Below are 22,658 nucleotides of genomic sequence, written 5' to 3'. Positions count from 1 at the left end.
TTCTATTAACAGCCATACGTTAAAACCACGGCACTGTCGCACGCTGGCTCAGGCCATATTTGGAGAAGTCTCCGGGTTGGGGTTTTGGGTAGCAGGTGCTTTGGTCGATGAACAATGGAAATTGTTGACCGGTGGAGCTGCTTTTGAGTGTCAGAAATGGCTGACTGAGTTTTTTTTCAATTTCGTGGGGTATACGGGTCTCGGCCTGCTGGCTGGAGAGTTCGTGCCGGCGGGCCGCGCGGCGGCGCAGGCGTTCGGCGCTGGATTTGCTCTGTACCCGTTTGATCACGCGAAATTCTTTCACGTCGGGTACTCGGGCAATGGTACCGACCTGGGTATATTCACCCAGACCTTTGCGCCACGGTATGGTTTCAAGGGTTGTGAGGTTGGCCTGGCAACCATGTATTCTCAATACATCGCCCACGTTGCGGGTTTTGCCGGCTTCGGCATTGGGGAAACTGATGGCAATGGCGTTGTTGGGCAGGTTGACAAGGGTGCGGTGTAGTTTTGCGAACAGTGCGTTCATCAGCATGTGCTGACTGAACTCAGGATCAGGCAATACCTGAATTTCAAAATAGTATTCCATGTCTTCATTCCAATCCGTGGCCACTCTATAAGAGTTACCAAAAACTGCAGGAATTCGAGTTGCAAGCTTGCAACTGAACCGTTTCGGCTGACAAGGGCATCAGCATTTCAGACTTTTTGTGTGGAAGTGTCGGCGGTGGGTAATCAAGTTCCGTTATGCTCACACATACGGATTTGGATCATGGCAGGACCATCACTGTTCCTTAAATGACTGCTTCCATTTGTGGAAAATTAGTGTATTTACGGTCTCGCATCAACATCAGAAATTCATACATTAGTATGATCTTAAAAGTTTTCTGGTTGGTTACTATCGTATCTATCAGCTGACCTGGCGGGTTGATTATCAAGGTTGGTTGCTTATGAATACCCGGTGAAATATTCGTTGTTTGGTGGGCGACAGGCGATGTGAAGGTTTATGGTGATGCGTCCATGCAACACCAGAATTTCATTAACCGGAGGTGCCTTATAACATACAAACAAGGTATTTGAAGTGAATATGTTTTGTTTCAAATGTTATGCAGCACTCATGCTGCATACGCGCATATAAATTTATAAACGACGGGACTAAAACGGGGTGCAGCCAGCATTTTTTTTCCATTCGTATACTAGGGAAGCTCTGAAAAATGGACTATTTTCGCGCAGGACGTTGTCAGCCCCAGTCTCACATCCTCATTTACCCCAGTAAACTGCGGTGTTGCGAGTGGTGCTTCCTCGCCTGCATCAAAACTATTCGTGTTTTTCACAGGCCTCTAGGTAATGAATGCTATATTTTACCTTCATCGGACAGTTTCCAATATTTGTTAACTGGCTCATAGACTTTGTCTTGATCAACCTGTTTAAAGAGGCTTTCCAGCTTTGTTTTCAGTTGATCGCCTTTGGCCGTTTTTTGCACGGCAAAACCAATAGGAATATGGACTGCGTTACGATAATAAACTCCATGAATGCTTTGTGACTGCATCGTATTCATCACGGAGGCCCGCTCAAACAACAATGCATCTATCCGACCACTTTCCAGCATTTTTAGCAGACTTTCCACACTGTTGCCACCCACAAACTGACCCACAGGAATAGCAAGTATCTCAGAGAAAACCCCTTCATTACCTTTTGGTGTGCCAATGCGTTTTAATGTTCTAAAGCTATCTTCAGAAATTTTCGCGGCATCCAGTGAGTATAGATCCGCCGGTGAATTAATAGACCATTTCAGCTCCTGGGAATAGGTATAAAATTCCGGCACTTCCATCTCATAGGGTGTATGACCAATTAAGTCCACATTACCGGATTGCAATTCACTTTTGGCCCTGGCGTAGTTGACGATCATAATCTCAAATTTCAGGTCTGATATTTTTTCGACCTCCCTTAAAAAATCCACACTCAAACCCTTGCCATCTTCGGTAATCAGCGGTGGAAAAGGCTCCAGCATTACTTTGACGGTTTCCGAATTGGCATTCTGAAAACCAAACAAAACAAATACTGTCAGAGAAAAAAATATCTTTTTCACTATCAAATCCTCGCCGGGCATAAAAATATAATGTTTCTATATGATCAGGTTAGTCGTGGTTTCTTTGATATCAAGAAAGTCATTGTATTTTTGTTGTGCTCAGGAGGGTAGAAAGCCTTTTTTATGAAAACGAAGGACTGTTGGCGTTTGAGTGAAATCCGTGAGTCAGCAATAACTACACAATTTTTGAAGATTTTCTGAGTCAGTGATACATGTATTTCGAATTGTCTGGCATTCAAATGAAATGGTTGATTTGTTTGAGTACTTTCTCAATTCTCTAGCTGTGTTCATAAAACTATAACAAGCATATTGTTTTCATGATCACTGTCACCTGTATTAAACCAGCTTTTTGCCATCTGCCTGCTACGGTTTTTAATGCCAGGTACAGTTCAGCTGTTCTCTCGTCAGGTTAAGATTCTCTCAGACCAGTTCGCTGATTTTCTATGCAGCGCAGCTAAGCTATCCGGCTTCGATCTGTCATCCGGATATTACTGATCCAGAAAATTGATACTGGATGAGCATGCTTACAGAATGCAAATAAGCGCTACTGAATTATCCAACATTTAAACAGAAAACTGCTGTGTCACTGTGATGCGATGATTGCGGACAAATGCGGGATTTTTATGATTTTCGCACGTTTGTATAGCGTGTCGCTGTTATCATGGCGACGGTCAGACCTGCGGGATTTTGGGGTTTATATAAGCACGGTTTGGTTTGTGCAAAACGTCGGATTGATCACGCATGTATGTCCAGGCTGGTGTATTCAAACAATGCGCTCAATCCAAGTCCGCCGCCGATGCCGAGGGTGGCCAGACCATGTTGACCGGGGCTGTCGTTGCGTTGCATCTGGCTGAATAGCCGGGTCACGAGTACCGCCCCGGAAGCACCATAAGGGTGACCCAGGGCAATAGCGCCACCCTCCCGATTGATTTTTTCAGCGGGAATGCCAAGGCTGTAGAGGGCACCCAGTACTTGTGCGGCAAAGGCTTCGTTGAATTCAATCAGGTCGATCTCGGGCAGAGAGATATGCGGATTTCTACGCAGCAGCTTGCGGGTAGCAGGCACCGGCCCGAGCCCGAGCAGGTTTGGGTCAACACCTGCGGCAGTGGCATCACAGAACTTCATGGCTACGGGCAACCCCATTTTTTGGGCTCTCTTGGCGCTGACCACGAGCACCAGCGCCGCGCCATCGTTATGTTGGCAACAGTTTCCGGCAGTCACGGTCCCGGTGCTGTCGAATACTGGTTTCATGCGCGCCAGCAGTGCCTTGGAAAGGCTCGCTCGTGGGCCTTCATCGGTATTAATAACACCTGACGATGTATTGATGGCAACCAGCTCCCCAGCAAAGAGACCTTGTTGCTGGGCAGCGACAGCACGCTGATGACTTTGCAGGGCAAGCGCATCCTGTCGGTCTCGCGTGACACCACAGTGACGAGCGACATTTTCGGCAGCCACACCCATGTCCGGATCACCGATGCTGTCAGGGGCAAAACGGGCACGGCTGAAGAAACGGGGTTGGGCATCGGCGCTTTGCGGGCGTTCCATACGCCAGGGCGCGGTGCTGATACTTTCCACGCCACCGGCCAGATATACATCTCCGGCTCCGGCCTGTACCTGACGGCAGGCCTGGATGATGGCTTCAAGCCCGGAGCCGCACTGGCGATCCACGGTGACACCGGGCACGGTTATGGGCAGCCCGGCTGAGAGCGCAGCCAGGCGTGCAATGTTGCCACTGCTGGCGGTGGCATTGCCGATGATGACATCGTCGATTTCACTGGCCGGCATGGCGCTGTCTGCCAGGAGCTGGTGAATCAACGGGGTAAGCAGACCGCAGACATCGATACGCTTGAACAGGCCATGGGCACGGACGATGGGGGTCCGCCGGGCGGCGATGATAACGGCTTGATTAGAGGCGCTGGAGGGCTGCATGGTGTTGTTGAATCCAGAGTTCGAGGGTTTTACGGGCAATTTTGCCACTGACGGTCAGAGGCCAGTGTTGCAGGCGATAGATTTCCTGGGGAATTTTATGGCGGCCAATATGCGGGCGACAGGCATGTTTGAGATCGTCGGTGGTTAAAGGCCGATCCAATAGCGGTTGAACGATGGCGACAAGCCGCTGACCGGCGTAGGCATCTTTAATTCCAAGCACAACGGCTTCGGCAATGAGTCCGGTGGCTTTCAGCGCCCGTTCCACTTCACTCAGGTAGATGTTGTGTCCCCGCGAGACCACCATGCCGCCGGCGCGGCCGACGATGGTCAGGCGTCCATCTTGCAGATAGCCGAGGTCGCCGACCGTCGCTCCCCACTGATTCTGCTGGAAGGTGGCTGTTTCATCATGCCAGAGGTAACCCTGGCAGATCAGCGGACTGCGCAGGTAGACCTGACCGCTCTGGCCGTCGGGCAGTTCGTGCCCATGTTGGTCGCGAATGCTGATCTCGACACCGGGAAAAGCATGGCCAACGGTGTCGATGGCGTGGTCAATATTACCCGGTGTCAGCGGGTTCACGCTGACAAAACTCAGTTCTGAAGCCCCGTAGTATTCGAAGATGTTGGCCGCCGGAAACAGTTGCTGGCACTGTTGCCAGTGATGGCGCTCGAATTTGGCACCGGCGCTGACCACCTGAATAACAGCAGGAAACTGCAGCGGCTTGTTTTGCGCGTATACCGCCAGGGCCGCAATCATGGTAGGCACGACCACCAGCCGGCGAATATGGCCTTCAGCCAGTCGCCGGGCCAGCGTGATGACGTTGAAATCACCATCGGTGACGAATTCAGCGCCGGCATTGAGACTTTCCAGCAATGCAAACAGGGCAATGCCCTGGGTCATGGAGCCCGGTGCCAGAGTGGTCATATCGGCGTGCAGGGAAAAAACCTGCTGACTGTGCTCAAGGCTTTCTCGCCAGGATCGCCGCGAGCGGATAAAGGCTTTGGGCATAGAAGTCGTACCGGAGGTCAGGCCGATCAGAAAGGGCTGGTCATCCTGATGGGCCGATTGAACCGGCACAACTGACAGACTGGCGGATTCAGGCACTTCATGTTCCGGGTGATCCATACAATCCACGGTAATGCCAAGCTCACGGGCCAGCGCATAAAGCGGATGACGCTGTTCGGGCAGTATCAGCAGATCGGGTTTGAGCCGTTGCAGTACAGATTGCAGCACCCCCGCCGGTAACCCCGGATCAAGTACGGCCACCACGTTGGGGGCCGCCGAGGCCGTCAGAAACAGTTCGACAAAACGGTGATGGTTGCCCAGGCAGATGGCCGTCAGGCGAGCATGTTCGGGCAGTTCAAAATCCCTGCTGACACGATCCAAAGGCAGCTGGTTGATTCGATCCCGCGCCTGCTGGCAGCGCCGCCAAAGCTGACCATAGTTCAGACGTTGACGCCCCACTGTCAGGGCCATCCGGTCAGGATGCCGCCGACAGTGCTGTTCCAGCTGTGCATATACCGCCACGTTCAGGACTCCAGCAGCGGTATCAGAGCCTCGCGCACCGCTGGCGCAATGGCCTGGACCCGGATCTGACGATTCTGAACACAGACCCAGACGATACGCGCCTGTACCCGTGGCGTGGGTTCTTCGGTGGCGTAGACACTGACCCGGAATTCAATGGTGGTGCGACTCAGTTTCGCCGGTTGAACGTGGAAGTAGAGCTGCTGTTCAAAAAATGAAGGTCGATGAAATGTGAATTCGACCTTGTGGACATGGTAGGCGTAGTCATGGGCGGTGGGCGAAAAGACTTCGCTGAGGCCCTGTTGGCGCAGGTATTCGGTGATGGCGGTTTCGCAGTAGGGAAAATAAACGCTGTTGTGCACATGGCCGTGCATGTCCACATCATGAAATGGAATTCGCACCGTCCACGCGGCCTGCTGTTGAATATCGGTCACCGGTCACCTTTCCCGTTGAGAACACGCTACAATCCCGCTGCTTTTTATTAAAGGATGTTTGAGATGTCAGCAGCGGCCAGCATTATCCATCAATTCGGTCATCCCGGCGAGGTGGTGGAGCTGTTTGATCAGCCCATGCCGGAACCGGCTCCCGGTGAGGTGGTGGTCAAAATGCAGCGCAGTGTGATCAATCCTTCTGATCTGATTACCATTTCCGGGGCCTACCGTTCCCGCATTGCGCTGCCGTTCCAGCCTGGGTATGAAGGTACTGGTATGGTGGTGGCCTGTGGTGAAGGGGTCACCTCTCCCACCGTGGGTACCCGGGTGTTACCCATTGGCCTGCCGGGTAACTGGAGCAGTTATAAGCGATCTCCGGCGCAGTGGTGCATTCCGGTCTCTGAAACACTTACGCTGCCACAGGCGGCAACCTTGTATGTAAATCCGGCCACAGCCTGGCTGATGCTGCATGAGCGTGCCCGGATACAACCGGGCATGCGGGTGGTGATCAGTGCCGGGGCTTCGGAGATTGGCCGGATGTTGATCCGCTTGTTGAATCAGTCCGGCATTGAGCCGGTGGTGACCTTGCGGCGACATTCGTCGCTGTCACGACTGCAAGGGCTGGCACTGGAAGCAGTGTTGTTCACCGAGGAGCCGGATTTTGATAAGACTCTTAATGAGCTACTGCCATCGGATTCGGTGGATCTGCTGCTGGATGCGGTGGGCGGCAAGGTGGGTATGGCACTGGCTCGCAGTCTGAAACCTGATGGGCATTTGATTCATTATGGATTGTTATCCGGACAACCATTGGCGGCCGATCTGCCATTGCAACTGAGTGGAGTGAGGTTCGAATTGTTTGTGCTGCGCAACTGGATACATCAAGCGGAAAAATCCAGTGTTCATGCGCTGTTTCAAACACTGGAGCCATTAATGCTGGCCGGTACGGTGAGCAGCGATATTGACTCGGTGTTCGCACTGGCTGATATTCACGAGGCGTTCAAACGGATCGAAGATCCGGACCGGGACGGCAAGGTATTGTTGGATCTGATGTGATCCCCGTTATTCACCAAGGAATCTGTTGTGAAAATTGATGCATTAACGTCATTGCGTTTTTTTGCCGCCTGTGCGGTGTTATTCAGTCACCTGCGCTTTTTCGGCGACAGCGGCTCGACATTGTTGAGGACGCTGTACAGCAAGGTATTCTGGGAAGGCTATATCGGCGTCACGTTTTTCTTTATCTTGTCGGGCTTTATTCTCAGTTATTCCTATCAGCAGCGATTGCATAAGGATCATGGCCTGAAGGCGTTTTATGTCGCCAGAGTGGCGCGGATCTATCCCCTGCATCTGCTGACGCTGTTGTTGGCCATTCCCTGGCTGATGCTGATCGACGAACACACGTCTGCGCTGGCGTATGGGCTGAACGCACTGCTGTTACAGGGCTTTTCACCGGCCCGCGATGTGCATTTTTCCATCAATCTGCCGGCCTGGAGTTTGTCGTCGGAGATTTTCTTTTATGCCTTGTTCCCATTGCTGATCCTGTTGAAAAACCGCCTGTTGCTGGGGTTATGGTTGTTGTGCCTGGGCTGGCAGGGAATACTGCTGTCGCCGCTTTTCGATGACGCGAACCGGCATTTCTGGATGTATGTGTTTCCGGTCTCCCGGTTAATGGATTTCTGTACCGGGATGTTACTGTACCGGCTGTATTGCCGCATGGTCGGGCAGATAAAGCCGACCCAGGCAACCCTGATGCAGGTTGGCGCGGTACTGCTGCTGGCGGTGTTCTTTGCGCTCAAAGGCAAGATCCCACAGACCTTGCGTTACGACCTGTATTATCTGCTACCCATGGCGCTGTTGATTCTGGCGTTCAGTTTTTCCAGCGGCACGTTATCACGCGCAATCTCCGGCCGGGTGCTGATCATACTCGGCGAAGTGAGTTTTTCACTGTATCTGGTGCACTATCTGGTGGCGCAGTACCTGCAATACCTGACCGACCGTTATCAGCTGTTTTATGGCACCAGCGGCGAACTGATTCATGCCGCGCTGGTGCTGGGCATCAGCTTACTGCTCAGTCTGGGGTTGTATTACTACTACGAAACCCGGATGCGCCGGTGGGTTAAACAGCTCTTCAGAGTGTGATGCAACCAAGTAAGCAAGACAACTGCCAGCCGGACATTATTGCACGGGAACAATGTGCATGATGCGCTGGTACAACTCGCTATCCTGGGAATAGTCGTTCTCCTCCGGCGGCAACCGCTCCAATACCGTCGCCGGAATACTCCCCTCTTCCACCTCGCCTTTGGTCCGCTCCCGATACTGATTGGGATCACCTTCGGCCACCGTGGCTTGAACTCTTGGAGTGAGTTCAAAATGGTCTCTTTCTGGCAGATCCTCGGGACAATGGGTTTCAATACAACCTACCGACCACCAGGCCTGCAATTCTCCCTGACCCGCAAAACCAACCGATAATTTATGCAAAAAAACGTTTGTTGGATAACGTTTGTACCAACGTTTTATCTCCGCTTGTTTGGCTTCGGGAATAACAACCGTTACCTCATAAAACGTCTGATTGCGATAGGAAAACCAGCGTGCTCGCAATGATGAGGGAAGCGGTTTATGACCTAAAGCAGAGGCAGAACCTCGCGGAATGTTATCAGGTTCACCCCCTGACAGATTACCGACTGGCACCTGCCAGGCTTCATTCACAATTAAATATTCTCCCCAAACTGGCCAGCCCTCGCCTCCAATGCCACCTTCGCTAAAGTGATAGTCGTAGGCTTTTTCCTGGCAGGCGGGGAGCAGTGAAATACTGAGTATGAATAGCAATATCCTTTTCATCGGTCTCTGTCTTGTTTATTCCTTCGGGACGATATCAAGTATGTCGTCATACTGGTGTTCATCGGGTGGATTTTCCATTACCGGCACAAGATCCAATACACTGGCAGGAATGCTGCCCTCACCGATCAACTCGCGCGTGGTATTGTAATATTGGTTGGGATCGCCTTCGGCCATCACGGCTGTGGTTCTTGGGGTAAGTTCGAAATGGTCTGTCTTAGGTTGATCTTTTGGGCAGTCAATTGCTTTGCAGAAAATCGTCCACCAGGCCTGTAGTTCACCCTGACCGGCAAAGCCGACAGCCAATTCATGTAAATAACGATCCGTTGGATATTGCTTAAGCCATTGTTTGATTTGCGCTTGTTTGGCTTCGGGAATAGCAACCGTCACTTCAAAAAAAGTCTGATTACGATAGGAAAACCAGCGTGCCCGTAAGGTTTCAGGAATCGGTTTGCGTCCCAGACCGGATTGAGAACCAACCGGAATATTATCAACCGTACCGCCAGGTAAATTTCCCACCGGCACCTGCCAGGCTTCGTTGACGATCAGATATTCTCCCCAGACAGGCCAACCTTCTCCTCCGATACCATCTTCGCTAAAGCTATAGTCGTAGGTCTTTTCCTGACAGGCGGGGAGCAATGAAATACTGAGTATGAATAGCAATATCCTTTTCATCGGTCTCTGTCTTGTTTATTCCTTCGGGACGATACTCATAATTCTTTTGTACAACTCTGGATCTTGCGGATAGTTATTCTCCTCTGGCGGCAACCGTTCCAATACCGTCGCCGGAATACTCCCCTCTTCCACCTCGCCTTTGGTCCGCTCCCGATACTGATTGGGATCACCTTCGGCCACCGTGGCTTGAACTCTTGGAGTGAGTTCGAAATGGTCGCTTCCAGGTACATCTTCATCACAGGCTTTTCTGACACAGACAACGGTCCACCAAGCTTGAAGTTCGCCTTGTCCCGAAAACCCTACAGATAAGGTGTGCAGATATTCGGGTCGTGGATAGCGACGAAACCAGTTTTTAACTTGCGCCTGCCGGTCCTTGGTGACACTGACAGTCACTTCATAGAATGTCTGATTGCGATAGGAAAACCAGCGTGCCCGTAACATATGTGGTATCGGTTTCTCACCCAATACAGATTGAGAAGTATCCGGGATGTTATCTGGATAACCTCCGGACAGATTCCCTACGGGTACCTGCCAGGCCTCATTCACAATCAGGTACTCGCCCCAAACAGGCCAGCCCTCGCCTCCAATACCACCTTCGCTAAATCCATAATCGTAGGTCTTTTCCTGACAGGCGGGGAGCAGTGAAATACTGAGTATGAATAGCAATATCCTTTTCATCGGTCTCTGTCTTGTTTATTCCTTTGGGACGATATCAAGTATGTCGTCATACTGGTGTTCATCGGGTGGATTTTCCATTACCGGCACAAGATCCAATACACTGGCAGGAATACTGCCCTCACCGATCAACTCACGCGTGGTATTGTAATATTGGTTGGGATCGCCTTCGGCTACCACGGCTGTGGTTCTTGGGGTGAGTTCGAAGTGGTCGCTTCCAGGTACATCTTCATCACAGGCTTTTCTGACACAGACAACGGTCCACCAGGCTTGAAGTTCCCCTTGCCCCGAAAAACCTACAGATAAGGTGTGCAGATATTCGGGTCGTGGATAGCGACGAAACCAGTTTTTGACTTGCGCCTGCCGGTCCTTGGTGACACTGACAGTCACTTCATAGAATGTCTGATTGCGATAGGAAAACCAGCGTGCCCGTAACATATGCGGTATCGGCTTCTCACCCAATACAGATTGAGAAGTATCCGGGATGTTATCTGGATAACCTCCGGACAGATTCCCTACGGGTACCTGCCAGGCTTCGTTCACAATCAAGTACTCACCCCAAACTGGCCAGCCTTCGCCTCCAATACCACCTTCGCTAAATCCATAATCGTAGGTCTTTTCCTGGCAACCCATGAGCAGCAAAATGCTGCTCAGGATTAATAACATTTCCTTAAAGCGATGGAACATTGATTTCTCCTATTTTACGGCCAGGTTTGGATGGTTATAGAACACAGCACGCTCGTATTGCTTGTGTTTTTCACGGGGTTTGTTGACTTTTGGAAAGGATTCATCGATTCGTTCCGATGTATGGATATAGCTATCAAGATGATTTTTAGCCGTCTCGATTAACCCTCCTGAGGCTTTCCATTTATTTAATTGCTGGTGCAAGTCATTCGGAATGATATGAGCACTCTTATTCATATCCATACTTCTTAAAGGCACCCCCGCAGCCTTGGCATGCTGATGCATCAGATGCAGATAATAAATCGATAATTCCTTACGGGTTGGTTTGTGTTGTTGAACATAGACATCGTTCAATCGCCGCTGCACAAATTGATGCTGTGCGGGTTTGTCGTATTGCTGTTTGAGAAAGGCCACGGCTTGGGCTTTGTTCTCCCGTGGCAGGGTAAAAATATGGGTGGTCAGCAGCTCCCAGTTTTCTGTGCCATGGCCGGTGGGGTTTTCATAACCACCACCGAGGTCCGCATGCACGCCGGGATAGACAATCTCAGTAAAGTTAGCGGGCAAATAGCCGGTTTCGGTGCTGATGCGAGTGGAAGGAAAATTCTGCCGGACCTCATGGGCAGCGACAAAATGCACGACCCGTTCGGCACTCTGTTCGTTCAGGTTCAGATTGATTTCCCCTTCATCATGATTACCCGGCATATAAAAGCTGCCGACCGTATCAAACAGACCGACAAACGCCGCCCGACCGGTTAAATGTTGTGGAAATGCCCGAACAGTATATAAATCATTTTCTGGAACCGGATCACTATGATCATAAGGATTATAGTATTCTGGCCATTGATTGACCAAGTTAGTAAAAAAGCGAGCTAATGCCGCACCTCGGCTAAAACCGAAGACGTCGAAGACAATTTCGTCATAATCGTTAGCTCCTAATTTGACCTTTAAACGCTCAAATACTTCCGCAATCCGGGCTTGTCCTCCTTCTGGCCCCAAGCCGAAACCGAGCCCCAGATTGCTTTCTTCTACCTCAAACCCCTTACTGGTCTGCTTGCCATCGGTAGTGCCTACACCTTTGATGTAAATGTGGTCGGTATAGGTGACTTCCATGCCCTGATCAATACGGGTTTCCATATACAAATCATCCAGCTTGGCAATATTGGAAATATCCCGATCCGGCAGTTGTGCATCGTTATAGCGGTTTTGGTCGGTACCATCAAAAAACACCCCCAGCCGCAGAATCCGTTTGGGTTGTGAGAGGTTTTTGGAGGGTTGGTAGAACCAGTTACTTCCAATCTCCGGAACTTTAAGCAGGCGTTTGACCGGTTTGTTGTTCGATTCACTCAGGGTGACCACTTTGTCCTGCTGACGTTGCAGCTCTGCCAATTGATACAGCTGCTGGCCAATCTGTTTCAGGGTGTGAAAATAGGGCGATTGGTTGCCGGCAGAGGTACCCGGACTGGGTTTGGCGTTGCAGTGGATCAGCGCTGTCAGTGCGGCTTCTTTAAGCCAGTTGTCAGGGTCTGAATATTGGCGTTGTTCGGCAACGGCGCGTAATGCGGTTAACTGGATATCACCGGCGAGCAGGTAGATCAGATCACACAGGCGTTCGCCGATAACCGGCGTCAATAGTCCGGTTACGCCGAAACTCTGACCTAATTGGTCGGGCAACAGCAGTTTATCGATAGTCTGCCAACGACTGAAACGGGTGGCGAAATCGCCGGGTCGCTGGATTTGTCGCTGCCAGATTTCAGAGGCGGTTTCAAACAGGTTTTGCAGTGGCTGGCCGGTTTCGAACAATGTCGCTGCCATATTGGCCGGGTCACCGGGATGGAGGACTTCGGTATGGATCAGGTGCAGTGTCTGTACCTGTTTGGGCCATGTCTGTATGGGAGCGGCGGCGTTCAGGTGGTCGCTTAACTCGCGACAGTGCTGAGCGAGTGCATCATAACCGGCCTGCCACTGTTCATCGGTGACGGCGGCGCCAATTTCATAGTGCACAATACCGGGAGCTGGCAGAGCCAGTTTGCCGGTACTGCCCAGCAGCTGACCACTATAGTGTTGTTCTGCGGAACTGATCCGGTAATGACTGACGACACCGGTTTTGTCGTCCGGATAACGATACTCCAGTTGGGCAAAGTAGTCTGGTTGGTCGATGGTATCGACACCCGGCGTACCGGCCGGCAAAGGATCATCTTCAACATATAAGGGTGCCGGTCGCTCAAGATTCTGTCGCGGTGCAGCTGGTTTGGTAGCGGTATGCCCCGAACGGGCTTTGAGTTCGTAGACGATGCCACACTGTCTGGGTTGATGGCGGGTTAACAGAGAGAGCTGTCCACCAGTTTGCAAGATAAAGAAATGCAGTGGCTGTTTTTGAGGTTCAAACGCCTTGGCATCTTCGGGATACCGATAGGTCGCTTGCCAGCATAGCGGATTGAGAGAGTAACCCTGACGGAGAATAAAGTCTTTGATGGTTTGCGGCAGCGCAGTAACGTCTTGTGGCTGAGTCTGGCTCATGAAGTAACCGTCCTTGTTATTGATCACTTTTTAGGGTGCATCTGAAAAATGGCCTATTTTCGCGCAGGACGTTGTCAGCCCCAGTCTCACATCCTCATTTACACCAGTAAACTGCGGTGTTACGAGTGGTGCTTCCTCGTCTGCATCAAAACTATTCCTATTTTTCAGAAGCCCCTTAGATTAGAAATCCGGAAGTGTTATCTCAGTATTCCCTGGGGCTGTCAAAGGCAGCATTAAAATGTTTGAAGTTGTTGGCAGATTTTCGGGCAGGGCGTTCTTAAGGGCGACTATTCCAGTCGCCACCAGGCTTCGGTCTCGCCGGGTTCATCAAGATCCAGTGGCGCACCGATCAGGGGAGTGTGTAGTGTAACTTGTTGTTCCTGCGCCGCTTTGGACACCCGCTCAAACGGTTCATCCCAGGGGTGAAATGAAAGGCTGAAGGTACCATTGTGGATGGGCACCATGCCTTTTCCCCGTAGATCAATGTGAGCCTGTACGGATTGTTCCGGGGTCATATGGACGTCTGGCCAGAGGTCACTGTAGGCACCGGTTTCAATAAAGGTGATATCGAACGGGCCGTATTCCTGACCGATATGTTTGAAGCCGGAGAAGTAACCGCTGTCACCACTGAAAAACAGCTTTTTCTGTTGTCCTTTAATGACCCATGAACACCACAGCGTACCGTCGCGATCACCCAGACTGCGACCGGAAAAATGCTGTGCTGGCGTAGCGGTGAATTCGGTTTCGCCGATTCGGATCGATTGCCACCAGTCACATTCAATAATACAAACCGGGTCAATGCCCCATTTTTGCAGGTCCAAACCAACACCAACCGGTGTGACAAAGTATTCAACTTTATCGGCCAGCTGAAGAATGGTGTGTTTGTCGAGGTGGTCGTAGTGGTTGTGGGAGAGAATGACCGCTTTGATGGGAGGTAGTTCAGAAACACTGATCGGCGGTTGATGAAAGCGTCTGGAACCCAAAAACTGTACCGGTGACGCGCGTTCTGAAAACACCGGATCGGTCAGCCAGAAATGGCCATCGAGTTTCAACAATAACGAGGAGTGCCCCAACCGATAAGCCACTGCTGCATCTTCCGCGAGGTTATCCAGTATGGCGGCAGTCAACGTCTGAATGGGGATATATTTGTCTGGTACCCGGCGGGGGTAGTTACCAAACAACAACGCCTTGAATATTTTCCACAGCTGATGTGGCACTTTTTCGGTCGGGTCCAGATTGTAAAAGCGGCCGTTATCATACCGACTGGATGTTTCTTTGCGGGCTGCCGCAGGCGTGGCAACCGGTTTAAGCAAGGATGTCGTCATAGTGCCCCCAGTGCTGAAGTGACGCATCCGGCGCAAATGCCAGCGCAGTCCCGTCAATATTACGCTGTTGAGTGAAAATGCATAGCTCAACATCATTGGGAGTCATGCTGTTTTAGGCAAGCGTGCTTTACGCTTTCATGGCAATCGCGCAGGGTCTATGGGGGACTGGTTTCAGGGAATACGCAGAAACATCCCTGATGATTTGGGTAACTCGGCTTTGGTGAAACCAAACTTCTGATAAAAATCCGGAGTGTGATGGTCGGCCATCAGGCTGACATAGGCGGTACTGGGGGCATTCTGATGCAACCAGTCAACCAGTGCAGTCATGATCATTGCCCCGATTCCTTTTCCCTGATGCTCTGGCAACACAGCCATATCGGTGATCTCAAAAAAACAGCCGCCATCGCCAATCACACGACCAATTCCGATCGGGCTTGACTGGTGATACACCACAACGCTGTAGAGGCTGTTTTTCAGGCCAATAGTTGCAGCCTGTTCCGATTTACGGGACAGACCGGCAGCCAGTCGTATTGCAATATAGTGTTCGACGGAAGGTATTTCCGCTTTCAGGGCGTAGGTCATCTGAAGTAATCCTTAGGTAACTGCGTTTTGACCGGGCGATTCTAACGCACCATCTGAAAAATGGCCTATTTTCGCGCAGGACGTTGTCAGCTCCATTCTCACATCCTCATTTACGCGAGTAAACTGCGGTATTGCGAGCGGTGCTTCCTGGCCTGCATCAAAACTATTCCTATTTTTCAGAAGCCTCCTGGCATCATAAACGCCCTGTTCGAAGTAGATTACTCGATATACCCTAACCGCCTCATTGCCAGAACGGCATTTTCAACACCATTTTCGGAGCGAATTTTTTGCCCCAGCAGTGCGGCATTCTGTTTAATCAGCTCTGAGCCAGCCAACTGAATATTATGTGCCAGCTGCTCAGCGGTGAGGTTTTCCAGATTCAGTCCACCCGGTGATACGTTCAGGCGTTTTAGATTCCATGCCCAGAACGGCTGATCCCCAAGAAACGGCAGGACCACAGAAGGGATACCGGCCCGCACCGTCGCAGCCGTGGTACCGGCACCGCCATGATGTACTGCCAACTCCACCCGAGGAAACAACCAATCATGAGGAGCATGCTGAATCACACAAATATGTTTTTCCATGCCTTCTGCCAACTCCGCTGACAGACCTCCCCAACCAGTGGCCAGAATGGCCCGATAGCCACTGAGACGAATGGCTTTTACCACTTTAATCGTCAGTTCCTGCGAATCCCGACCACTCAGCATACTGCCAAAACCGACGTAAATCGGTTTAGGGCCATCTTCCAGAAATGCCTGCAGATGTGGCGGTGGCTGCCATGATTCAGCCTGGTCGTAAAACCAGAATCCGGCAATCTCAATGCGAGTTGTCCAGTCCTGTGGTTTCGGGATGAGATGCTGACTGTAGCCATATATCAATGGCTGGTTTTTTACTTCTGTCTGATAATAAGGCCCGTACCAGGGGTAAGATCGCAGTCCGAGTTGTTTGCGTAGAACACCATTGATAGCAGGCCGCAAGGCTTGCCAGACCAGAAATCGGATGAAGTGATAGGACGCCAGGTTGATCAGCCCCGGACGGTTTTTTTGTGGTAATGGAAAACCCATAGGCGGCATGGCACGGGTTGGTGTTACCGGCTGCAAATGTGTCTGAACGTACGGTTTTTTAAATACTTCAGCCAGCGAAGCCACCAATGGCACGGTCATACCGTTACCCAATAACAAGTCGGCATCCTGCGCAGCCGTCTTACCCTGCTCAGCCCACTGTGAGGCCATGTTGAGCAGGCCTTTACGACCTGCGTTTAAAAATTTAAAGACGTTTTTGCCTTTTCTGACAGCTTCTGGCTCGGATGCCATGAGTTCCAGAAAATCCGCATTGATTGGTGCAAACTCAAGTCCGGCAGACTGAACCAGTTCCCTGAAACTGGGGTTACTGGCCAGTCGTACCTCATGACCGGCGCGTCTAAGGCCCGCACCCAAAGCAACCAAAGGTCTTACATCACCTTGTGTACCGATGGTAAATAATGTGATTCTCACATAGGCCTCATATTGGTTTGGACAATCTCGCTACCCTGGGTTATTGACCGAGATACTCGGCAATGATCGGCCCCACTTCATTCAACACTTCAACATCCATTATTTCCTGATGCATACATTTAATGGAGTGTATTTTCAGTTCTCCTGTGATGCTACTTTTCCAGGCTTCGGCACGATGATCCAGAATATCTTTCATCGAGTCATTCATACTTTCTTCCGCTACAAAGAACAGCAGGTCAGCCTCCACATATCCCGGCCGGAAACGACGCGCCAAGTCGAGATTATTCTGAATCACTGCCAGCACATGATCAATAATGTTGGCATTGTTTTTCTGCATTTCCTGAACCATTGGCATAGATGGAATATCGTATTCACGCACCAGAAATGCCGCCAGTTCCGTCATATCTTTCGGTTGCTCCGACAATGTAGACGGGTTATACCCAAGGAATGCCAGAGCTGCCTTCACCATGGATTCATTGTCCTTTTTAATGTCAGGACCAAAGAGATAGGGGTAGGTGTCCAGCATGCACAGAAACGAAACCTCTTCACCCAGAGTCTGTAACCGCTGTGCCAGCGCGTGCGCAACCATGCCTCCGAAAGACCAGCCCAGCAATCGATAGGGACCTTTCGGTTGAACGCGGCGAATCTGCTCCAGATAATCCTCAGCCATTTCTTCAATGGAGTTAGGCAGACGAACAGCGTGTCGCAACCCTTGAGACTGAATTCCATATAATGGAATGTTATCTGAGAGATGCCGCTGCATACCGGCATACGCCCAGGACAATCCAATGGCCGGGTGGATACAGAACAAAGGTGCTGCTGTACCATCCGTTTTGATGGGTAAAACCACTCCCAATGGATCCCAGGAATCGTCGCGCCGCAATTGGTCAGTCAGATCTGCGATGGTCGCAGAAGTAAACATGGCACTTAAGGGCACATCTATGGCCATGGTCTCATTAATCCGATTCAGGATCCTGGTGGCCGAAATGGAGTCTCCGCCGATTTCAAAAAAGTTATCGTATATCCCGACTTTTTCCAGTCCCAGAGTTTCCGCCCAGATAGACGCAACCATTTCCTCTGCGGGAGTACGCGGTGGCACATATGCGCGGGCGGCATGCCATACCGGTAACGGCAAAGCCTTACGGTCAATTTTGCCGTTCGGCGTTAGCGGCAATTGCTCCATCAGCATAAAGTGCGTCGGAATCATGTAATCCGGAAGGTTGGACAATAATTGTCTGCGCAGGTCATCGGTATTCAGTTTTTCATCCACCGGTACGACATACGCAACCAGCTGCTGATTGCCTTGAGGCGCCGTCTGGGCAACGACTACGCAACGGTTCACTTCGCGACAGGCCAGAAGTCGGGTTTCTATTTCACCGATTTCAATGCGGAAACCCCGTATTTTAACCTGATGGTCGCTACGTCCCTGATATTCCAACACACCGTCATCACGCCAGCGGGCCTTATCGCCAGTGAAGTACATGCGACTGCCCGGCTGACCAAATGGATTGGCAACAAATCGCTCATTGGTGAGATCGGGCTGACGGTAATACCCCAGGGCCAAGCCATCTCCAGCGATATACAGATCTCCGGTCACGCCCACTGGTACCGGCTCCAAAGCGTGATCCAGAACATATACCTGGGTGTTCCAGATTGGCCGGCCAATCGGTGGATGATCGATATCCGCCGGATTGGACAATGTCATGATAGTCGACCAGATGGTAGTTTCCGTGGGTCCATATACATTTATAACGGGATGCCCGAGTCCGGCCATCATTTTTGCCAACGGTCCGGACAGCGCTTCTCCGCCTACCAGAGTTCTAATGCCATGCAGTGCTTTGCTGTAATCCGGCAACAGAGCCTGCCACAATGATGGTGTGGCCTGCATAACCGTCGCGCCATGACGCGTCACCATATCAACCAGAGCCTCAGGATTCCGTACCACTTTACGCTCGGCAATCAAAACAGATGCGCCGATGACAATCGGCAGGAACAACTCCAATGCTGCAATGTCGAAGGAAATTGTGGTGACAGCCAGGAAACAGTCGTCTGGCGTCAGCTTCAGTTCTCCCTGCATGGCACAAAGGAAATTGGTAAATGCACGATGGGGGATTTCCACCCCTTTCGGGCGTCCGGTGGAGCCGGATGTATAGATGACGTATGCGGGGCTGTCTCCGTGAATGGAGGGAACCACAGGATTCACACCGTACTCCGGAGAGGACGGATCGAAGCCAGGGTTATTCAGCCACAATGTTGGTATTTCAACCTTCGGCAAGCTGTTCACGAGATCTTCGCTACTTAGCAGCAGTTTAGGTTGGGCATCTTCCAGAATGATTTTCAATCGCTCTTCCGGGAAATCCGGATCAAGTGGTAAGTAAGCTGCTCCTGCTTTAAGAACAGCTAACAATGCCACCAGCATATTGGTATCGCGATTACAGGCAACCGCCACCAGCTCACCCGGACGAACGTTGTTTTTGATCAACCACCGGGCCCAGGCATTAGCAAGCCGGTTCAGTTGCATGTAGGTCAGTGAGCGCTCATCTGTCGTGACGGCCACTTCCCATGGGCTGCACATGACCTGAGCATCAAATAGATCAACCACAGAAAGTTTAGGAACCGGCCAGGATGATTTGTTCCAGTCAGTTAATATTTTATGGCGCTCTGCCGCACTCAGCAGACTCGCTTTACTCAATGACTGTTGTGGCTCTTTAATAACCGCCAGCATCAACCGTTCAAGCCGTTGCATGTGTGCAATCAGTTCTGATTCTGAATAACGTGCAGGGTTCGCATCCAGATCCACCCGAAGCCCCTGGCCATCATTACGGTCATAAACAAATATCGTCAGATCTTCAATGGCACCGTTGCACATGTTGTGCAATGAAGTGCTACATTCCCCAAATCGCAGATCGTAGTCAAACGGTTCTATGTTGATCCCTAACCAGGAAATTTGCCGTCCATTCGCCATCAATCCGAGGTCTCTGCGCAAATCTTCGTAGCGATACTGCTGATGCCGTAAGGCACTACGCATCACTTTGCCAACCTGCTGAATCAACTGCTCGAGAGTTATGTCTGAATCCATGGCCAGACGAATAGGTACTGCATTGGCCATCATTCCAGGCACACTGCGCAATGCTTTACTGGTACGGGCAGTGACCGGCATACCAAACACAAGGTCATCAACACCGGTTGCCCGATAGTAATATGCTGCAACCAGTGAAATCAGTGTTTGCGGCAATGAGCCACCTGCTTGTTGGCCCACTTCTTTTATCTTTTCAGTCAATGCCTGAGAAAGATATAAGGTTTTCCTTAATAATCCACCATTGGAAGGAGCCAAACGCTGCGCCAGTGACACCGCATCCGGCAAATGGCTTAAGGTTTCCATCCAATATTCGCGATCACGCTGAAAACGGCTGGACTGTCGATATTCCTGTTCGCTTTCAACCAACATGGATAACGGTCCAAACGGACTTGGTGAAACTTCCTGACCAGCAACCATCTCCGAATATATTTCGGCAAGTCTGCGTGCCAACATTCCACCACTGAATCCATCAAATGCAACATGATGGCATCTTTGATACCAATAATAGCGATCAGAAGTAATTTTTATCAGCGCACTGAACCATAGTGGATCACAAGTTGGATCCAAAGGACGGTGAATATCTTCTCGCATCCACTCCAATGCCGCTTCATGTGCATCTTGAGAACTACTGAAATCAAAAAATGCATAGTGGTTGTCACAATTTTGTTCGATTTTCTGAAAGACCTTATCTCCCTGCTCCACGATGAAGCAACGAGTTGTATCTGCTTCCAAAATCAACTGTCTGCTTGCAGCGGAAAATAACTCAATATCGATGCTACCTTTTATTTCAATATATTCTGACAAATTGTATGTAGCATTCCTGGGACCAATTTTCTGACCCATCCATTGACCACGCTGGGGGGTAGACAAGGGCAAGAGAAAAGGCTGAATCTCGTTCTTAATTAACTTAGGGTATTTGCCCTCTGTTTCGATCATTTCTGCGTCCTCCCGCAATGATGTCAGTAGTATAAAACCGGCACAGTCGGTAGAGTGGATTTGTTCAGGTAAATTTAAACGAGCACCAATCTTTGTAAACGGTTGCCACTAAAAATTCATTATGGTAAGAGCTAAAAAAAAAGAGAGTTTTCTATTTTTTTTTACCGGAAAAAGTTATCCGCAAACCTTATAACTATCTAATTTTTAATTGATTTTTAAGTTTGGGATTAAGTGTGAAATCGTTTTTATTAAATTTTTTTGAGAGGATGATTTATGTTTTATATCGAGAACCACGTCACAATTGGCATTGTCAACAAATTGATAAAAAGTTTAAAAAAATGACAGTTTCTAAAAATATTTGTCACTTCATACTAAAGTACTAAAAACAAATAGTATGAGAAATCAATTAATATTTTTTTCGAAAGTGTCGTTTTTGCCGTTTGTGCATATATATTCTGGAAAATGTACGTGATTTGTTGTTTTTATTTATATTGTAATCGATTACATGGGGAGAACTATACTCCAATAAAAAACAAATGAACACCCAGAATATTCTTTCTTTTATCCAAAAAAACAGAAAGACGCTGAAATGTTTTCATTGATTGTACTGACGAATATTAGTCTGTTAAATATTTTCAGTCACTTTTAAACCCACAACCGCGACATGACTTCCTATGAAAAAATCTACCCTATTAAAATCTATCACTTGTCATAATGAAGACTTCGATCGATCAGATGAACTGGCAAACATTCCAGTGAAACCGGTTTTTATTATGGGGCTGCATCGTTCGGGTACTACATTTCTATATGATGCAGTCGCCAAATCTTTTCCGCTGGCACATCTGACACTTTATCATTTGTTTTATTACCCCAAATTGTTAAGCAGCTATCACCTCGGGCGCGAACAGGACGAAAGGAGTTATTTAAATCAATGCTTTGAACAACTGGGTATTCAAAACCGGAGCATTGATCATACTTCCATTAACGACCATACCGTGGAGGAGTACGGTTTTTTATTAAGGCGACATACCCGCTCATTTAAACTAACAGAAAATAATGTCGTTTTTTTTAAAGAAATATGTCGCAAGTTATTAGCGGTACAAAAGGACACTCAGGCGGTACTGTTGAAGAACCCTTGGGATACCGGTAATGCCCAGTGGATTGCTGAACAGTTCCCACTTGCAAGATTCATTTATATTTCACGGGAACCGATGGCAGTACTTAACAGTATGTTGAATGCGCTGATCGCTTACCTCGAACAACCCCAGGCCTATCTCGAAATGCTGTTGAGTGTTGATGGTTCCCGTCGGGGCTACCGCGCCGGTTATGTCGTCTGGTGGATATTGCGAAAACTCTATCGGTTAGTGGGTGAAAAAACGATTGCACTGATCGCCCGGCCATTACTGGCAAGAACGGTTGCACGTCAGATTGCCGCCTACAGAGCGGAGATACAACAGTTATCAGCGGAACAGGCTATCGAATTGAATTATGACGAACTGGTTAAGGACCCGGTGGCAACGATGAAACGGTTACAGCCATTGCTTGATTTGCCATTAACGGGAGATCTGGAAGCGAAGATCAAAGTGCAACAACGGAAGAATCTAAATCCGGTACTCAATGAGTATCAGGATACTCTGGATCGTTTAATTGCCAAAGCCGTGCAGGCCTGATCAGTTCTTTAAAAATATCAAGTATCTGTGATAGACGTTCTGCAATTAGGCTGTTACTCAACATGCCGGATATTTCCGGCATGTTAACCGCTGGAGATAACATCAAAATAAACGCCACCGACTATATAAAGTACATATCTACAGCATTCGCTCCTGTTCAATGATGATTAACAGAATCGTCATAGTCCGATCATATTTTTGATATAAACACCTGTTAACACATGC

17 protein-coding genes are annotated in these 22,658 nt (G+C 49.7%); 3 read left to right on the top strand and 14 right to left on the bottom strand.

The features are described 5' to 3' along the window. Positions 1–19: 19 nt before the first annotated feature. From cas6f to YC6258_RS04960, 5 genes are all read right to left on the bottom strand, one after another. Complete coding sequence (cas6f, locus tag YC6258_RS04980; protein ID WP_044616062.1) at positions 20–586, bottom strand: type I-F CRISPR-associated endoribonuclease Cas6/Csy4; 567 nt, start codon at positions 584–586, stop codon at positions 20–22. Between the two features lie 762 nt (positions 587–1,348). Next, entirely contained in the window at positions 1,349–2,083 is a 735-nt protein-coding gene (locus tag YC6258_RS04975) for a substrate-binding periplasmic protein (RefSeq protein ID WP_044616061.1), read from the bottom strand. A 735-nt stretch (positions 2,084–2,818) separates the two neighbouring features. After that, positions 2,819–4,012, bottom strand: a complete 1,194-nt coding sequence (locus YC6258_RS04970) for a thiolase family protein (protein WP_044616060.1) — start codon at positions 4,010–4,012, stop codon at positions 2,819–2,821. Then, positions 3,990–5,537 (bottom strand): class I adenylate-forming enzyme family protein, encoded by a 1,548-nt coding sequence (locus YC6258_RS04965; RefSeq protein WP_044616059.1) that lies wholly within the window; start codon positions 5,535–5,537, stop codon positions 3,990–3,992. The genes YC6258_RS04970 and YC6258_RS04965 overlap by 23 nt, the downstream gene beginning before the upstream one ends. Before the next feature lie 2 nt (positions 5,538–5,539). Next, entirely contained in the window at positions 5,540–5,935 is a 396-nt protein-coding gene (locus YC6258_RS04960) for an acyl-CoA thioesterase (protein WP_144407562.1), read from the bottom strand. Positions 5,936–6,031: 96 nt separating this feature from the next. Between YC6258_RS04960 and YC6258_RS04955 the strand changes: the two genes are divergently transcribed. Next, positions 6,032–7,018, top strand: a complete 987-nt coding sequence (locus tag YC6258_RS04955; protein WP_044616058.1) for a zinc-dependent alcohol dehydrogenase family protein — start codon at positions 6,032–6,034, stop codon at positions 7,016–7,018. A 27-nt stretch (positions 7,019–7,045) separates the two neighbouring features. Next, complete coding sequence (locus YC6258_RS04950; protein ID WP_044616057.1) at positions 7,046–8,101, top strand: acyltransferase family protein; 1,056 nt, start codon at positions 7,046–7,048, stop codon at positions 8,099–8,101. Between the two features lie 36 nt (positions 8,102–8,137). Here YC6258_RS04950 and YC6258_RS04945 read toward each other — a convergent pair whose 3' ends face one another. The 9 genes from YC6258_RS04945 to YC6258_RS04905 form a co-directional block, all read right to left on the bottom strand. Next, positions 8,138–8,800: a DUF2931 family protein gene (locus tag YC6258_RS04945; RefSeq protein WP_052830066.1), complete on the bottom strand. Its 663-nt coding sequence runs from the start codon at positions 8,798–8,800 to the stop codon at positions 8,138–8,140. 15 nt (positions 8,801–8,815) lie between these two features. After that, positions 8,816–9,472 carry a DUF2931 family protein gene (locus YC6258_RS04940; RefSeq protein ID WP_044616056.1) on the bottom strand — a complete coding sequence of 219 codons (657 nt, stop codon included), beginning with the start codon at positions 9,470–9,472 and terminating at the stop codon, positions 8,816–8,818. Between the two features lie 15 nt (positions 9,473–9,487). Then, on the bottom strand, positions 9,488–10,150 hold the full coding sequence (locus YC6258_RS04935; RefSeq protein WP_052830065.1) for a DUF2931 family protein: 663 nt from the start codon (positions 10,148–10,150) through the stop codon (positions 9,488–9,490). 15 nt (positions 10,151–10,165) lie between these two features. After that, complete coding sequence (locus YC6258_RS04930; protein ID WP_044616055.1) at positions 10,166–10,834, bottom strand: DUF2931 family protein; 669 nt, start codon at positions 10,832–10,834, stop codon at positions 10,166–10,168. Positions 10,835–10,843: 9 nt separating this feature from the next. Continuing rightward, positions 10,844–13,348 carry a T6SS phospholipase effector Tle1-like catalytic domain-containing protein gene (locus YC6258_RS04925; RefSeq protein WP_044616054.1) on the bottom strand — a complete coding sequence of 835 codons (2,505 nt, stop codon included), beginning with the start codon at positions 13,346–13,348 and terminating at the stop codon, positions 10,844–10,846. A gap of 287 nt (positions 13,349–13,635) precedes the next feature. Continuing rightward, on the bottom strand, positions 13,636–14,673 hold the full coding sequence (locus YC6258_RS04920) for an MBL fold metallo-hydrolase (RefSeq protein ID WP_044619740.1): 1,038 nt from the start codon (positions 14,671–14,673) through the stop codon (positions 13,636–13,638). Positions 14,674–14,844: 171 nt separating this feature from the next. Beyond that, complete coding sequence (locus YC6258_RS04915) at positions 14,845–15,255, bottom strand: GNAT family N-acetyltransferase (protein WP_044616053.1); 411 nt, start codon at positions 15,253–15,255, stop codon at positions 14,845–14,847. 218 nt (positions 15,256–15,473) lie between these two features. Then, on the bottom strand, positions 15,474–16,748 hold the full coding sequence (locus YC6258_RS04910) for a glycosyltransferase (RefSeq protein WP_044616052.1): 1,275 nt from the start codon (positions 16,746–16,748) through the stop codon (positions 15,474–15,476). Between the two features lie 40 nt (positions 16,749–16,788). Further along, positions 16,789–20,763 carry a non-ribosomal peptide synthetase gene (locus tag YC6258_RS04905; RefSeq protein WP_044616051.1) on the bottom strand — a complete coding sequence of 1,325 codons (3,975 nt, stop codon included), beginning with the start codon at positions 20,761–20,763 and terminating at the stop codon, positions 16,789–16,791. A gap of 674 nt (positions 20,764–21,437) precedes the next feature. On the opposite strand from YC6258_RS04905, the gene YC6258_RS04900 reads away from it, so the two are divergent. After that, positions 21,438–22,433 carry a sulfotransferase gene (locus YC6258_RS04900; RefSeq protein ID WP_044616050.1) on the top strand — a complete coding sequence of 332 codons (996 nt, stop codon included), beginning with the start codon at positions 21,438–21,440 and terminating at the stop codon, positions 22,431–22,433. The last annotated feature ends 225 nt before the right edge of the window (positions 22,434–22,658 follow it).

The sequence above is a fragment of the Gynuella sunshinyii YC6258 genome, from assembly GCF_000940805.1.
Classification (GTDB): domain Bacteria; phylum Pseudomonadota; class Gammaproteobacteria; order Pseudomonadales; family Natronospirillaceae; genus Gynuella; species Gynuella sunshinyii.
The sequence above is the reverse complement of the archived record's forward strand: the minus strand, read 5'-3'. Positions and strand labels throughout refer to the sequence as shown.

Bases quoted from the DNA above. Each gene is read 5' to 3' on its own strand.
- cas6f (WP_044616062.1), bottom strand. From the start codon at position 586: ATGGAATACTATTTTGAAATTCAGGTATTGCCTGATCCTGAGTTCAGT.
- YC6258_RS04970 (WP_044616060.1), bottom strand. From the start codon at position 4,012: ATGCAGCCCTCCAGCGCCTCTAATCAAGCCGTTATCATCGCCGCCCGG.
- YC6258_RS04955 (WP_044616058.1), top strand. From the start codon at position 6,032: ATGTCAGCAGCGGCCAGCATTATCCATCAATTCGGTCATCCCGGCGAG.
- YC6258_RS04945 (WP_052830066.1), bottom strand. From the start codon at position 8,800: ATGAAAAGGATATTGCTATTCATACTCAGTATTTCACTGCTCCCCGCC.
- YC6258_RS04940 (WP_044616056.1), bottom strand. From the start codon at position 9,472: ATGAAAAGGATATTGCTATTCATACTCAGTATTTCATTGCTCCCCGCC.
- YC6258_RS04935 (WP_052830065.1), bottom strand. From the start codon at position 10,150: ATGAAAAGGATATTGCTATTCATACTCAGTATTTCACTGCTCCCCGCC.
- YC6258_RS04930 (WP_044616055.1), bottom strand. From the start codon at position 10,834: ATGTTCCATCGCTTTAAGGAAATGTTATTAATCCTGAGCAGCATTTTG.
- YC6258_RS04925 (WP_044616054.1), bottom strand. From the start codon at position 13,348: ATGAGCCAGACTCAGCCACAAGACGTTACTGCGCTGCCGCAAACCATC.
- YC6258_RS04920 (WP_044619740.1), bottom strand. From the start codon at position 14,673: ATGACGACATCCTTGCTTAAACCGGTTGCCACGCCTGCGGCAGCCCGC.
- YC6258_RS04915 (WP_044616053.1), bottom strand. From the start codon at position 15,255: ATGACCTACGCCCTGAAAGCGGAAATACCTTCCGTCGAACACTATATT.
- YC6258_RS04905 (WP_044616051.1), bottom strand. From the start codon at position 20,763: ATGATCGAAACAGAGGGCAAATACCCTAAGTTAATTAAGAACGAGATT.
- YC6258_RS04900 (WP_044616050.1), top strand. From the start codon at position 21,438: ATGAAAAAATCTACCCTATTAAAATCTATCACTTGTCATAATGAAGAC.